This window comes from Ewingella sp. S1.OA.A_B6 (assembly GCF_049889095.1).
Lineage (GTDB): Bacteria > Pseudomonadota > Gammaproteobacteria > Enterobacterales > Enterobacteriaceae > Ewingella.
The window spans coordinates 127,219-140,613 of the sequence record NZ_JBLJFK010000006.1 but is presented as its reverse complement, the minus strand read 5'-3'; the positions used below and the strand labels follow the sequence as shown (position 1 = coordinate 140,613).

The following is a 13,395-nucleotide window of genomic DNA, read 5'->3' as shown; positions in this document are numbered from 1 at the left end:
ATGTCGGCCATTCGTCTGGAAAATATCAGCAAGCAGTTTGAGGGCAGCACGGCGGTGAATAACCTGTCGCTGGAGATTGCTAATGGTGAGTTTTTGGTGCTGGTCGGGCCATCGGGCTGCGGAAAAAGTACCTTGCTGCGCCTGCTGGCGGGGCTGGAGCAGGTCAGCGATGGCAGAATTTTGCAGGATGGCGAAGATATCACCACGCTTGAGCCACGTGAGCGTAACTTCTCCATGATCTTTCAGAACTACGCGCTGTTCCCGCACATGACCGTCGAGCAGAACATCACCTTTGGCATGCGGATGCGGAATGAGCCGAAGGCGCTGCACCGTTCGCGGGTTGATCGGGTCGCGGGGTTGTTGCAACTGGAGCCGCTGCTGAACAGAAAACCGGGGAAACTCTCCGGCGGCCAGCGCCAGCGTGTGGCGATGGCGCGTGCCATCGTGCGTGACCCTAAGCTGTTCCTGATGGACGAACCGCTGTCAAATCTGGATGCGCGTCTGCGCACGGAAGTACGCGACGCTATCATGGCCCTGCATAAACAACTGAAAACCAGCACGGTTTACGTTACCCATGACCAGATGGAAGCCATGACTATGGCGGACAGGATTGCGGTGCTGGATCATGGGCATCTGCAACAGATTGGCGCGCCAGAAACGCTCTATGCCCACCCAGCGAATCTGTTTGTGGCCGGTTTTATTGGTACGCCGTCGATGAATCTCTTCAAACTACCTTGCGCGCAAGGCACTTTGGTATTGGAAAATCAACGGATTAACTTACCGGACAGTGACCACGCGCGTGACCTGAGCGATGTCTATTTGGGCATCAGACCTGAGCACCTTAGCGACCAGCCAGACCCGCAGCGCACGCTGAAAATCGACATCACGCTGACACACCGTGAGCTGCTCGGGGCAGAGTATCTGTGCCATGCCCAGAGCAGCATGGGCAACATCCGTTACATCAGGAAAAACCATTTACGTGAAAACAGCCAGGAGATCCCACAACCTGGCGATCGCGTCATCCTGTACTTCTCTTTGTACGACCTTCATCTCTTTTCAGGCCAAACCCGGCTGAATTTGAAACACAGTCACCAGGAGATCCACCATGCGTTCGACCCTGCATAAACTTCATGTATTAACACTGACACTCGGGCTGCTGTCCGCAGGCACGGCGGCGGCTAAACAGAATATCGATTTCATGTTCCCTGCGCCGGTTGACGGCAAACTGACCATGGAAATGACCCGGGTTATTAAAGAGTTCAATGAATCGCAAAGTGATATCGAAGTGCGCGGTATTTTTACCGGTAACTACGACACCACCAAAGTAAAAGCCGAAGCCGCCGCCAAATCGGGCGCGCCACCGGCGCTGGTGATCATGTCAGCTAACTTCACGACAGACCTGGCGATTAAGGATGAGATCCTGCCGATGGACGATCTGTTCAAATATGGCGACCAGAAAGCGACGCCATTTTTGACCGAAAACTTCTGGCCAGCCATGCGCCAGAATGCCCAACTTAATGGCGTGACTTACGCTATTCCATTCCATAATTCGACGCCAATTCTCTATTACAACAAAGACTTGTTTACCAAAGCGGGCATTTCAGCCCCGCCGAAAAACTGGGATGAACTGCAGGAAGATGCTAAAAAGCTGACCGACCAGGCTAAAGGGCAGTGGGGCATCATGCTGCCATCAACCAATGATGATTACGGTGCCTGGATTTTATCAGCGCTGACCCGCGCCAACGGTGGCCAGTATTCCAATGCCGACTATCCGGGCGAAGTGTATTACAACAAGGCATCAACGGTGGGTGCATTGCAGTTCTGGCAGAATTTGGTTTATCGCGACAAGGTGATGCCTGCCGGGGTGCTTAACTCCAAGCAGATCAGTGCCGCGTTCTTTTCTGGCAAACTAGGTATGACGATGCTCAGCACCGGCGCGCTGGGCTTTATGCGGGAAAATACCAAGGACTTTGAACTGGGCGTAGCGATGATGCCGCAAAAAATACGCAATGGCGTAAGCATCGGCGGCGCGAGTCTGGTGAGTTTTAAAGGTATCTCGGAAGATCAGAAAAAGGCGGCGTATACCTTCCTGCAATATCTGGTCAGCCCAAAAGTGAACGGAGCATGGAGCCGCTTTACCGGGTATTTTTCACCGCGTATGGCGTCTTATGACACGCCAGAAATGAAAGAGTATTTGGCAAAGGATCCGCGTGCCAGCATCGCGCTGGAACAGCTGAAATATGCCTATCCGTGGTATTCGACTTATGAAACCGTTGCAGTGCGTCAGGCGATGGAAAACCAGTTGGGTGCGCTGGTCAATGATCCTAAATTGACACCGCAAGATGCCGCCGCCGCTGCGCAGCAGAAAGCCGATGCCATCATGAAACCTTACGTTGACTCCACCGCATTGAGGGTAACGAAGTAAGCTAACAAACAGCCTGCAAAAAAGCCCCGGGCTAAAAGCTGCGGGGCTTTTTTTGGTATTTTGACGCTAAACGTCAGGCGTTACTTCAACCAGCCTTGTGCATGGGCGTTGTCCAGATGGCCGCGGATGTGCTGCCACAGCTCAGGGTTGATGTCGCCAATAAATGAATTGCGCGTCAGAACCTGCTCCAGACGAATATTATTTTCCACCCAGCTCTGGCCCTGATTATTCAGATTCATCACCACGGGCAGAATGCGATCAAGCACCAGCGCAAAGCGGGCCTCTGGCGTCACACCTTCTTCATACTCATTCCATAAATCCAGAAACTGTTGGTTCAGCGGAGCAGGTAGCATGCCAAACAAACGCCTGGCGGCCAGCACTTCCTGATCGTGTACGGCTGCGCGTGCAGCGAGGTCATACACCAGTACGTCGCCAGCGTCGATTTCCACGATGTCGTGGATTAAGGCGATGCGAATGACTTTCTGAATATCAACACCCACTGGCGCGAAAGGAGCCAGTGACATTGCTGCAACGGCAAAATGCCAGCTGTGTTCTGCCGAATTCTCCTGACGCTCAGTGCCTAATACCTTGGTGCGGCGTTGCACGCTTTTCAGTTTGTCGATTTCCATCAGAAATTGAAAAACTTCGGTCATCGTGCCGAAATCCAGCGGGGAAGAAACTTCAGACATATTCAAACCTCAATCATTGTTGACATCATTTTCGGATTATTGAGCTATACGATAATCCGATGATGCCCAAAAATCATGTTTATGCATGGCTGATTGAAAAATTGACGAATAAGCTATATATCGGATTTATCAATCAAGTGAACACTTATTAGTCAGTCAGTCAATGAATGTGAGGCCATTAAATGAATATCGAGGAAAGCGGTTGTTACATCCGTTAATACTAATTTTAGCGTACACGTGTACACTGGAATGATTCTCAGTTAACCTGCTTTGCAGGTATGTTTTTTGACCGTTTTAATCCTGTGTCTTTCTCCATCACTACCTCGGGAATTGTGAATTTATGAGTAAAACAGTGCGTCAGGATTATCCCTGGGCTGAAGAGATCGCTAACAGCCTGAGCCATGGCGTCGGGTTAGTGTTAGGTATCGTAGGATTAGTGTTGTTGCTGGTACAGGCAACGGACGAAAACGCCGGTATGATGGCGATAACCAGTTACAGCCTGTACGGCGGCAGTATGATTTTGCTGTTTCTTGCCTCAACGCTCTATCACGCGATCCCTCATGAGAAAGCCAAATACTGGTTAAAAAAACTCGACCACTGTGCCATTTATATTTTGATCGCCGGGACTTACACACCATTCTTGCTGGTCGGGCTGAACTCGCCGCTGGCGAAAGGGCTGATGGCCGTGATTTGGGGGCTGGCGCTGTTTGGGGTGATCTTCAAAATGGCCTTTGCTCATCGCTTTGAAGTGCTGTCACTGGTGACTTACCTGACCATGGGCTGGCTGTCGCTGATTGTTATTTATCAACTGGCGGTACGTTTGTCGGCGGGCGGCGTTACGTTACTGGCGGCAGGAGGGTTGCTCTATACTTTGGGGGTAATTTTCTACGCCTCGAAGCGAATTCCCTTCGGCCATGCTATCTGGCACGGGTTCGTACTGGGCGGATGTGCGTGCCACTTCTTTGCCGTGTATTTCTATCTGTAATAGGCGCGTCATCTTTCACGTCGCCTCTGACTGGACTGCTGTCACTACCCGGCCCGTTGATGAGCCAAACCCCGGTGACTTATTAATGCACGCTCCCGGGGTTTGGTAATGCGTTACTCGGCCTGAGTTAAAAATGGGTAACCTGGGATATCCATTCGCATATCACTTCTCTTCAACCAACGAATACGGCAACGGCTGAATGCTTAGCTGGCTGGTGGCATCATCACGCACGCGCAGTTTTGCGTCGGCGTCGAGATCGTTATTCAGTACAGCCTGCACCCATACACTGCCATCGTTAAGCTGACTTGCAGCCAGAATGGTGCCGGTGCGACGCCAATTCTCCCCCAGCTGTAACTCCAGATCATCACCGGCGGCAGGTACTTTGCTGGCATTACCGGCTAACCAGTAGAGCGCACGCTTATTAGCACCGCGGTATTTGGCACGGGCGACCATTTCCTGACCGGCGTAACAGCCCTTGGTGAAACTGATGCCGTCCAGTGCCTGGATATTGGTGGCCTGCGGAATAAACTGCACGCTGTTGACGGTGTCGATCACCGGATAACCGGCCTCAATCTCCAGCGCCAGCCATTGCTGGCTGTCATTGAGTTTGGCTTGATCGCCCAACTCTTCCACCATCTGTTGTGCTTTTTCGGGGCTGGTGACAATGAGGTAGCGTTCAGCGGGCAACGACAGATACAGAAGTGTGCTTTCATCTTGCTGCAAGACCGGTTGCTCTGCGCTTGGCAGCGTCGAGAACAGCTCGCTCAGCGCGGTACTGGCATTGAAACCGGCGACGCCCAGCAGCACCACGTCATCATCCTCAGTAAAGGTCACTTTTGAGAACACGGCGTACTTCTTCATTTCGGTCATCTGTTGGTTGCGCAGTTCACGGCGTTCTATAAATGCCATGCCGTCACCGCGTTTAAACAGACGCATGTTGCTCCACATTTTGCCTTTGGCATCACAGTGGGCGCAAAGAATATGCTGGTCTGGCGCGAGGGCATCGATATCAGCAGTCACCTGACCCTGTAAGTATTTCATCGTATCGGCGCCGGTCATGGAGACCATCGCCCAGTCTTCCAGTGAAATTAAGGTCAGCGGCAGATGGGAAGAGGCCGAAGGTTTTTGCGGTGGAAACGGAAACGTGTACGCCATGATGCGATCCTAGTCTGAGAGACATGAACAGTTAACCTCATGGTAAAAGAGCCCGTCCGCTTTGCAAACTCAATTTATGCCATTTACGGGATGCCTCGCAGCCAATCACTTTGATACATGAAAATACCCTGACATTTTGAGATACGTGATGGAGAAGTGAACATCGGGGCATGTAAAGGTTACGCGCAGGACTCGTGGGCTGCTAGAATCCTCCCCAACCGATAAAAAACATTATCAATGTACCTAAAAAAGAGTCAGTTTATGGAAAGCAAAACCCAACTGGACATTCATAACAGATCCCGTATTCACTGGGCATGCCGTCGCGGTATGCGTGAGCTGGATATCTCCATCATGCCGTTTTTCGAACACGAATATGACAGCCTTGATGACACTGACAAGGCACTGTTTGCGCGTCTGCTTACCTGCGACGATCCGGATTTATTTAACTGGTTGATGAATCACGGCGAACCTCAGGACGTCGAATTACAGCGCATGGTGGCTCTCATTCAGAAGCGAAATAAAGACCGTGGCCCTGTGGCAATGTGATTTACGGGTTTCATGGCGCAGTCAGCTCATATCGCTGGGTATTCACGGCGGAATAATGCTGACGATTCTGCTCGCGCCATGGCCCGCAGGCTATTGGCCAGTATGGATGACGCTGCTGCTGCTGGTTATATTCGAGTGCATCCGCAGCCAACGGCGGATCACCTCGCGGCACGGCGAGATAAGTCTGATCGACTGCAATAGACTGATTTGGCAGCAACAAGAGTGGGTGATCAAAAAGCCGGTCTGGATGATCGACAGCGGGATATTACTGTCTTTGCAACGCGAGAAGCGCAAAGGTGGACTACGTCAGGTGATGCGCAGCTCGCGAAAGAAGTTATGGCTGGCATCCGACAGTATGAATCAAGACGAGTGGCGGCGGTTGCGCCAGCTATTACTGAATGCGCAACCCGAGAAAGAGATCCACTGACGTCGTTTTAGCCCAGTAAAGCGTCCATCTCCAGCAGGATTTGGTCGCACCACGCTTGCAGGCGTTCTTCGCTGAGATCGTATTGGTTAACCTCATCGAGCGCGAGCCCGACAAAGTGTTTGCCATCCGGACTCAGTGGTTTAGGGCTGGTGAATTCGAAGCCTTCGATGGGCCAAAAACCGATGAACTGTACGCCAAGCGGCATTAATCGGTCATATAACATGCCAAGTGCATCGAGGAACCATTCACCGTAACCCAGTTGATCGCCCATGCCATACATGGCGATGATTTTATCGTGCAAATTCAGAGTCGGGAGCTTATCCCACACCGCTTCCCAATCTTCTTGAATTTCGCCGAAATCCCAGGTGGGAATGCCGAGGATCAGAATGTCATACTCTTCCATTTTGACCGGATCGACATCTTTTAAATTGTGTAAATCGACCAGCTCTTCACCGAGGATCTCGCGGATTTTTTCCGCTGCCATTTCGGTATAACAGGTGCTTGAGCCGTAAAAAAGACCAATTTTCATGCTTATTGCCGTAATGTCATAATAATGTGAATGGGGTGCATTCTATACCTAATGAAACAGCGTTTGAATGAAATAAGGAATCCACGTGCCTGATGCCGATGATGATAAAGCTCTCTGTGAGCAGTTTCTGGATACGCTATGGATCGAGCGTAACCTCGCCGAAAACACGCTGGCGTCCTACCGTCAGGATTTAAAATCGCTGCTGGGATGGCTGCACCATCATGAAACTGACTTGCTGCATGTCCAGGCCGATGGCCTGCAATCTTTCCTCGCAGAAAGAGTAGAAGGCGGTTACAAAGCCACCAGTTCAGCCCGTCTGCTCAGCGCGATGCGTCGTCTTTTTCAGTATATGAATCGTGAATCTTTGCGCCACGATGATCCGACCGCGTTGTTATCTTCACCGAAACTGCCGCAGCGTTTACCCAAAGATCTTAGTGAGGCGCAGGTCGATGCGCTTTTGGCGTCACCCAGCATAGATATCCCCCTTGAACTGCGCGACAAAGCGATGCTTGAGCTGCTGTATGCCACCGGATTGCGCGTATCTGAACTGGTCGGGCTGACGCTCAGCGATCTTAGCTTGCGCCAGGGTGTAGTGCGGGTTATCGGTAAAGGCGATAAAGAACGGCTGGTGCCGCTCGGCGAAGAAGCCGTGTATTGGATCGAGTATTATTTTGAGCACGGACGCCCATGGCTGCTTAACGGTGCGTCGCTGGATATCGTGTTTCCCAGCAGTCGCGTGCAGAAAATGACCCGGCAGACTTTCTGGCATCGCATCAAACACTATGCGATCCTTGCCAATATTGATGCTGAACGGCTGTCTCCCCACGTGTTACGCCACGCTTTTGCCACCCATTTACTGAACCATGGGGCAGACCTGCGTGTTGTACAAATGTTATTGGGTCACAGTGATTTATCGACCACTCAAATTTATACCCATGTAGCGACTGAAAGGCTCAGGCTGCTGCATCAACAACATCATCCCCGTGCCTAAGTGCGGAGAGATAAAGGACGCAATGATGAAAAAAGGTTTAATGCTGTTAACGTTACTGGCCGCGTGTATTAGCTCCACTGCTCAGGCTGACGATACGGCGCTCCAGGGAACCCTAGACAAGCTGGGCATGAAAAATGCCGAGGTTCATACGTCTCCCGTTGCTGGCCTCAAAGCGGTGACGACGGAGAGCGGTGTGGTTTACATCACCGACGATGGTAAACACGTGTTGCAAGGCCCGATGTATGACGTCAGCGGCGCGCAGCCAGTAAACGTGACGAATAAAACGTTGATCACTAAGCTTGATGCGCTAAAAAGCGAGATGATCATCTACAAAGCTAAAAACGAAAAGCACGTGATCACCGTGTTCACTGATATCACCTGCGGCTATTGCCACAAACTGCATCAACAGATGCAGGATTATAACGATCTCGGTATTACCGTGCGTTATCTGGCGTTCCCGCGTCAGGGTCTGAACTCTAAAACAGAAAAAGACATGCAGTCCATCTGGTGCACCGGCAACCGTAAGCAGTCTCTCGATGCCGCCATGCGTGGTGATGACATATCGCCTGCCAGCTGCAAAACCAATATTGCCAAACATTTTGAACTGGGCGTGCAATTTGGCGTGTCCGGGACCCCGGCTATCGTGCTGGAAAATGGCACGATGATACCGGGCTATCAGCCGCCGAAAGAGATGGCGGCGATGCTCGATGCTCAGGATGTTTCAAACAAAACCGGTGGTTGATTTTACGTGACTTTGCTGACTCAACTTCGCCGCCGTAAGGCTGCTGACGGCGCTTCCCTTCCGGCCGAACTCTCTCCTTTGTTGCGACGGTTATATGCCGCGCGTGGTGTGCAGGGCCCGCAAGAGCTGGAACGCAGCGTGCGTGGGCTGCTCGGTTATGAGCTGCTCGATGGTATGAATACTGCCGTGGACCTGCTGAAAAAAGCCCTGCGCGATCGTCTGCGTATTATCGTGGTAGGAGATTTCGATGCTGACGGCGCGACCAGTACCGCGCTGACTGTACTCTCCCTGCGTAGCATGGGGTGCAGCGAAGTTAATTACCTGGTGCCCAACCGTTTTGACGACGGTTATGGTCTCAGCCCGCAAGTCGTCGAACAGGCTGCTGCGCGGGGCGCTGAACTGATCCTGACGGTTGATAACGGCATTTCTTCGCACGCTGGTGTGGACCTCGCGCACGAGATGGGTATTCAGGTGCTGGTCACTGACCACCACTTACCGGGCGATACGCTGCCAGCCGCCGAAGCCATCATCAACCCTAACCTGCACGGCTGCCAGTTCCCTTCCAAGTCACTGGCGGGGGTCGGAGTGGCGTTCTACTTAATGCTGGCACTGCGTGCCGCGCTGCATAAAAGTGGCTGGTTCGAAGAGAAAGGACTGCCGATCCCCAACCTGGCCGAATGGCTAGATTTAGTGGCACTCGGCACCGTAGCTGACGTCGTGCCGCTCGATGCCAACAACCGTATTCTGGTCTATCAGGGATTGAACCGCATTCGTGCGGGAAAATGCCGTCCGGGTATTCGCGCATTGCTGGAAGTCGCCAACCGCGAGGCGCGCACACTTGGTGCCAGCGATTTAGGCTTTGCGCTTGGCCCGCGTTTGAATGCTGCCGGGCGTCTGGATGATATGTCGATCGGCGTGGCGCTGCTGCTCAGTGAGGACATCGCGCAGGCCCGCGCTCTGGCCAGCGATCTGGATGCGCTGAATCAGACCCGCCGTGAAATCGAGCAGGGAATGCAGGTTGAGGCGCTGGCTTTGTGTGACAAGCTGGAAAGCAGCAGTGACGAACTGCCTTACGGACTGGCGATGTATCACCCTGAGTGGCACCAGGGCGTGGTCGGTATTCTGGCCTCCCGCCTGAAAGAACGCTTCAACCGACCGGTGATTGCTTTTGCCCCAGCCGGTGAGGGTATTCTTAAGGGGTCGGGCCGTTCGATTGCTGGTTTACATATGCGCGACGCGCTGGAGCGTATCGATACGCTCAATCCTGGGTTGATGATGAAATTTGGCGGGCATGCCATGGCGGCGGGGTTGTCGCTTGAAGAGGCCAAATTTGATGAATTCCGCGCCCGCTTTGCTGAGCTGGTGGGCGAATGGCTGGATCCTTCGCATCTGGAGGGGATCGTCTGGTCTGACGGTGAACTGGCCGGTAAAGAGCTGACAGTAGAGACTGCAGAAATGCTGCGTGACGGTGGCCCTTGGGGGCAAGCTTTCCCTGAGCCGACCTTTGATGGCCGGTTTCGTATTCTGCAGCAGAAACTGCTCAAAGAACGTCATTTGAAGCTGATGATTGAACCTATTGATGGTGGGCCGCTGCTTGACGGTATTGCGTTTAACATCGATCCGACCTTCTGGCCGGACAGCAGCGTGCGTGAAGTTGAACTGGCTTACCGTTTGGATATTAACGAATATCGCGGTAACCGCAGCGTTCAGTTAATCATTCAGCATTTATGGCCGAAATAAGCCTCTTGATCTCTGGTGGCAAAGATAAATAAACGGCGCTAAAAAAACGGCAACTTGCTATAAACCCACCGCTAATTCCGTTAGAATTAGCGGTTCGAATGGCATTGGGCCAGCTCCGAATCAACGTAAGACGCGAAAAAATATGTTTGAAATTAATCCGGTAAAAAACCGCATTCAGGACCTGACCGAGCGGACTGACGTCCTCAGGGGGTATCTTTGACTATGATGCCAAGAAAGAACGTCTCGAAGAAGTAAACGCCGAGCTCGAACAGCCGGATGTCTGGAATGAACCTGAACGCGCACAGGCGCTGGGTAAAGAGCGTTCCACGCTGGAAGCTATCGTCGAAACCATCGACCAACTGACCCAGGGCCGCGATGATGTATCCGGTCTGCTGGAACTGGCGATTGAAGCTGACGACGAAGAGACTTTCAATGAAGCCCTTGAAGAACTCGATGTTCTGACGGCCAAACTTGAACAGCTTGAATTCCGCCGTATGTTCTCCGGCGAATATGACAGCGCCAGTTGCTATCTGGATATTCAGGCCGGTTCAGGCGGGACAGAAGCACAGGACTGGGCCAGCATGTTGCTGCGTATGTACCTGCGCTGGGCTGAAGCTAAAGGCTTCAAAACGGAAGTGATTGAAGAGTCTGACGGCGAAGTCGCAGGCCTGAAATCTGCCACTATCAAAATCATTGGTGACTATGCCTTCGGCTGGCTGCGTACGGAAACCGGCGTTCACCGTCTGGTGCGTAAGAGCCCGTTCGACTCCGGCGGTCGTCGCCATACTTCGTTCAGTTCCGCGTTTGTGTACCCTGAAGTGGACGACGACATTGCGATTGAAATCAACCCTGCCGATCTGCGAATCGACGTCTACCGCGCGTCAGGTGCGGGCGGTCAGCACGTCAACAAAACGGAATCTGCGGTGCGTATTACCCACCTTCCAACCAACATTGTGACCCAGTGCCAGAACGACCGCTCACAGCATAAGAACAAAGATCAGGCCATGAAGCAGATGAAAGCCAAGCTTTATGAGTATGAGATGCAAAAGAAAAATGCTGATAAGCAACAACTGGAAGACAATAAGTCTGATATCGGCTGGGGCAGTCAGATCCGTTCATACGTGCTCGATGATGCGCGTATTAAAGATCTGCGCACCGGTGTTGAGACACGAAATACGCAGGCCGTTTTGGATGGCGACCTGGATAAATTCATCGAAGCCAGTTTGAAAGCCGGGTTATAAGGAACCAAAATGTCTGAACAGCAACCAAAAGTGCAGGGCGCAGAACATGTGCCGGATCTTAACAACGAGCTGAAAGCCCGTCGTGAGAAGCTGGCCGCCTTGCGCGAAACCGGCAACGCTTTTCCTAATGATTTCCGTCGTGACAGTATTTCTGACGAAATTCATGCCAAATATGACAGCAAAGAGAACGAAGAGCTGGAAGATTTAGGCATTGAAGTCACCGTCGGTGGCCGAATGATGACCCGCCGTATCATGGGTAAAGCTTCTTTCGTGACCTTGCAGGACATGGGTGGACGTATCCAGCTTTACGTTTCCCGTGACGATCTGGCCGAAGGCGTTTACAACGAACAGTTCAAGAAGTGGGATCTGGGTGACATCCTGGGCGCACGCGGCAAATTGTTTAAAACCAAGACCGGCGAACTGTCGATCCACTGTTCTGAACTGCGTCTGCTGACCAAAGCGCTGCGTCCGTTGCCGGATAAGTTCCACGGCCTGGCCGATCAGGAAACCCGCTATCGCCAGCGTTATCTTGATCTGATCGCCAACGATGAATCACGCAAGACGTTCAAAATTCGTTCACAAATCATGGCCGGTATTCGCAGCTTCATGGTGGAAAACGGCTTCATGGAAGTCGAAACCCCAATGATGCAGGTGATCCCAGGCGGTGCTGCGGCGCGTCCGTTCATCACGCATCACAACGCGCTCGATATCGACATGTACTTGCGTATCGCGCCGGAACTGTATCTGAAGCGTCTGGTGGTGGGTGGTTTTGATCGCGTATTCGAGATCAACCGTAACTTCCGTAACGAAGGCGTTTCTCCGCGGCATAACCCAGAGTTCACGATGATGGAACTCTATATGGCGTATGCGGATTACAAAGACCTCATCGTACTGACCGAAACGCTGTTCCGCACGCTGACAGAAAACGTTCTGGGCAGCAGCATTGTGCAGTACGGCGAGCAGACGTTTGATTTCGGCAAACCGTTCGCCAAGTTAACGATGCGTGACGCGATTTGCAAATACCGTCCAGAAACTAACGTGGCCGATCTCGACGACCTGGCGAAAGCGACGGCGATTGCAGAATCCATCGGCATTAAAATCGAAAAGAGCTGGGGCCTGGGTCGTATCGTGACGGAGATCTTCGAAGAAACCGCCGAAGCGCAACTGATTCAGCCTACTTTCATCACCGAATACCCGGCAGAAGTTTCACCGCTGGCACGTCGTAATGATGAAAATCCAGAAATCACAGACCGCTTCGAGTTCTTCATCGGCGGCCGTGAAATCGGTAACGGTTTCTCCGAGCTGAACGACGCAGAAGATCAGGCACAGCGCTTTGCCGATCAGGTTTCTGCGAAAGATGCAGGCGACGACGAAGCGATGTTCTATGACGAAGACTACGTGACGGCGCTGGAACACGGCCTGCCACCGACCGCGGGTCTCGGTATTGGTATCGACCGTATGGTTATGCTGTTCACCAACAGCCACACCATCCGCGACGTTATCCTGTTCCCGGCGATGCGTCCGCAGACACAGAAATAAGCCTCAATAAAAATCATAAAAGGGCGCTTAGGCGCCCTTTTTCATGTTCAGGATCACGTCACATGCTAACTGCTTAAAACTCCAGCGCTTATCCACAATCACGCCTTGCTCAGCGGTCGTAACCCGTTATAATGCACCTCGCACACCGATGCGGGTGTAGTTCAATGGTAGAACGGCAGCTTCCCAAGCTGCATACGAGGGTTCGATTCCCTTCACCCGCTCCAAATGAGCCTGTCTCAAGTTCACCGACCCCTCCTAAAGCCTGATTCTACCAGCCTTACACGCTATTTCTCTTATCTCAAGCGCTACATGGTTCTGGTTAAATCTACACACTCAGCTGTATAGTAATGCGTATATCAAGGGGACATGGACACTTGGTTAAGCGC

General features: G+C 52.3%; 13 protein-coding genes and 1 tRNA gene. 11 read left to right on the top strand and 3 right to left on the bottom strand.

Annotated elements, in window-relative coordinates; all coding sequences use genetic code 11:
* Both ACMV8I_RS13985 and ACMV8I_RS13980 read left to right on the top strand, forming a co-directional pair.
* Entirely contained in the window at nt 1-1,125 is a 1,125-nt protein-coding gene (locus ACMV8I_RS13985; RefSeq protein ID WP_498865817.1) for an ABC transporter ATP-binding protein, read from the top strand.
* Nucleotides 1,106-2,425, top strand: a complete 1,320-nt coding sequence (locus ACMV8I_RS13980; RefSeq protein WP_498865816.1) for an ABC transporter substrate-binding protein — start codon at nt 1,106-1,108, stop codon at nt 2,423-2,425. The genes ACMV8I_RS13985 and ACMV8I_RS13980 overlap by 20 nt, the downstream gene beginning before the upstream one ends.
* Before the next feature lie 80 nt (nt 2,426-2,505).
* On the opposite strand, the gene ACMV8I_RS13975 is transcribed toward ACMV8I_RS13980, so the two are convergent.
* Nucleotides 2,506-3,114 (bottom strand): HD domain-containing protein, encoded by a 609-nt coding sequence (locus ACMV8I_RS13975; protein ID WP_498865815.1) that lies wholly within the window; start codon nt 3,112-3,114, stop codon nt 2,506-2,508.
* A 340-nt stretch (nt 3,115-3,454) separates the two neighbouring features.
* Here ACMV8I_RS13975 and trhA point away from each other — a divergent pair, with 340 nt between their 5' ends.
* Complete coding sequence (trhA, locus tag ACMV8I_RS13970; protein WP_498865814.1) at nt 3,455-4,099, top strand: PAQR family membrane homeostasis protein TrhA; 645 nt, start codon at nt 3,455-3,457, stop codon at nt 4,097-4,099.
* Between the two features lie 162 nt (nt 4,100-4,261).
* On the opposite strand, the gene ygfZ is transcribed toward trhA, so the two are convergent.
* Nucleotides 4,262-5,254, bottom strand: a complete 993-nt coding sequence (gene ygfZ / locus ACMV8I_RS13965) for a tRNA-modifying protein YgfZ (RefSeq protein WP_498865813.1) — start codon at nt 5,252-5,254, stop codon at nt 4,262-4,264.
* Nucleotides 5,255-5,533: 279 nt separating this feature from the next.
* On the opposite strand from ygfZ, the gene sdhE reads away from it, so the two are divergent.
* Nucleotides 5,534-5,800: an FAD assembly factor SdhE gene (gene sdhE / locus ACMV8I_RS13960; RefSeq protein WP_498865850.1), complete on the top strand. Its 267-nt coding sequence runs from the start codon at nt 5,534-5,536 to the stop codon at nt 5,798-5,800.
* Nucleotides 5,781-6,227, top strand: a complete 447-nt coding sequence (locus tag ACMV8I_RS13955) for a protein YgfX (protein WP_498865812.1) — start codon at nt 5,781-5,783, stop codon at nt 6,225-6,227. The genes sdhE and ACMV8I_RS13955 overlap by 20 nt, the downstream gene beginning before the upstream one ends.
* A gap of 7 nt (nt 6,228-6,234) precedes the next feature.
* Here ACMV8I_RS13955 and fldB read toward each other — a convergent pair whose 3' ends face one another.
* Nucleotides 6,235-6,756 (bottom strand): flavodoxin FldB, encoded by a 522-nt coding sequence (gene fldB / locus ACMV8I_RS13950; RefSeq protein WP_498865811.1) that lies wholly within the window; start codon nt 6,754-6,756, stop codon nt 6,235-6,237.
* 85 nt (nt 6,757-6,841) lie between these two features.
* Between fldB and xerD the strand changes: the two genes are divergently transcribed.
* The 6 genes from xerD to ACMV8I_RS13920 all read left to right on the top strand — a co-directional run bounded on the left by xerD (nt 6,842) and on the right by ACMV8I_RS13920 (nt 13,233).
* Nucleotides 6,842-7,747: a site-specific tyrosine recombinase XerD gene (gene xerD / locus ACMV8I_RS13945; RefSeq protein ID WP_498865810.1), complete on the top strand. Its 906-nt coding sequence runs from the start codon at nt 6,842-6,844 to the stop codon at nt 7,745-7,747.
* Nucleotides 7,748-7,772: 25 nt separating this feature from the next.
* Complete coding sequence (dsbC, locus tag ACMV8I_RS13940; protein ID WP_498865809.1) at nt 7,773-8,489, top strand: bifunctional protein-disulfide isomerase/oxidoreductase DsbC; 717 nt, start codon at nt 7,773-7,775, stop codon at nt 8,487-8,489.
* Between the two features lie 6 nt (nt 8,490-8,495).
* A complete protein-coding gene (gene recJ, locus ACMV8I_RS13935; RefSeq protein ID WP_498865808.1) occupies nt 8,496-10,229 on the top strand; it encodes a single-stranded-DNA-specific exonuclease RecJ in 1,734 nt (577 codons plus the stop codon).
* A gap of 142 nt (nt 10,230-10,371) precedes the next feature.
* A protein-coding gene (prfB, locus tag ACMV8I_RS13930) for a peptide chain release factor 2 (RefSeq protein WP_498865807.1) occupies nt 10,372-11,470 on the top strand; the annotation gives its coding sequence in 2 pieces (ribosomal slippage) (nt 10,372-10,446 and nt 10,448-11,470; 1,098 coding nt in all).
* Between the two features lie 9 nt (nt 11,471-11,479).
* Entirely contained in the window at nt 11,480-13,009 is a 1,530-nt protein-coding gene (gene lysS / locus ACMV8I_RS13925; RefSeq protein WP_498865806.1) for a lysine--tRNA ligase, read from the top strand.
* A 150-nt stretch (nt 13,010-13,159) separates the two neighbouring features.
* Nucleotides 13,160-13,233 (top strand) — tRNA-Gly (locus tag ACMV8I_RS13920).
* The last annotated feature ends 162 nt before the right edge of the window (nt 13,234-13,395 follow it).

Bases quoted from the DNA above. Each gene is read 5' to 3' on its own strand.
- ACMV8I_RS13985 (WP_498865817.1), top strand. From the start codon at position 1: ATGTCGGCCATTCGTCTGGAAAATATCAGCAAGCAGTTTGAGGGCAGC.
- ACMV8I_RS13980 (WP_498865816.1), top strand. From the start codon at position 1,106: ATGCGTTCGACCCTGCATAAACTTCATGTATTAACACTGACACTCGGG.
- ACMV8I_RS13975 (WP_498865815.1), bottom strand. From the start codon at position 3,114: ATGTCTGAAGTTTCTTCCCCGCTGGATTTCGGCACGATGACCGAAGTT.
- trhA (WP_498865814.1), top strand. From the start codon at position 3,455: ATGAGTAAAACAGTGCGTCAGGATTATCCCTGGGCTGAAGAGATCGCT.
- ygfZ (WP_498865813.1), bottom strand. From the start codon at position 5,254: ATGGCGTACACGTTTCCGTTTCCACCGCAAAAACCTTCGGCCTCTTCC.
- fldB (WP_498865811.1), bottom strand. From the start codon at position 6,756: ATGAAAATTGGTCTTTTTTACGGCTCAAGCACCTGTTATACCGAAATG.
- dsbC (WP_498865809.1), top strand. From the start codon at position 7,773: ATGAAAAAAGGTTTAATGCTGTTAACGTTACTGGCCGCGTGTATTAGC.
- lysS (WP_498865806.1), top strand. From the start codon at position 11,480: ATGTCTGAACAGCAACCAAAAGTGCAGGGCGCAGAACATGTGCCGGAT.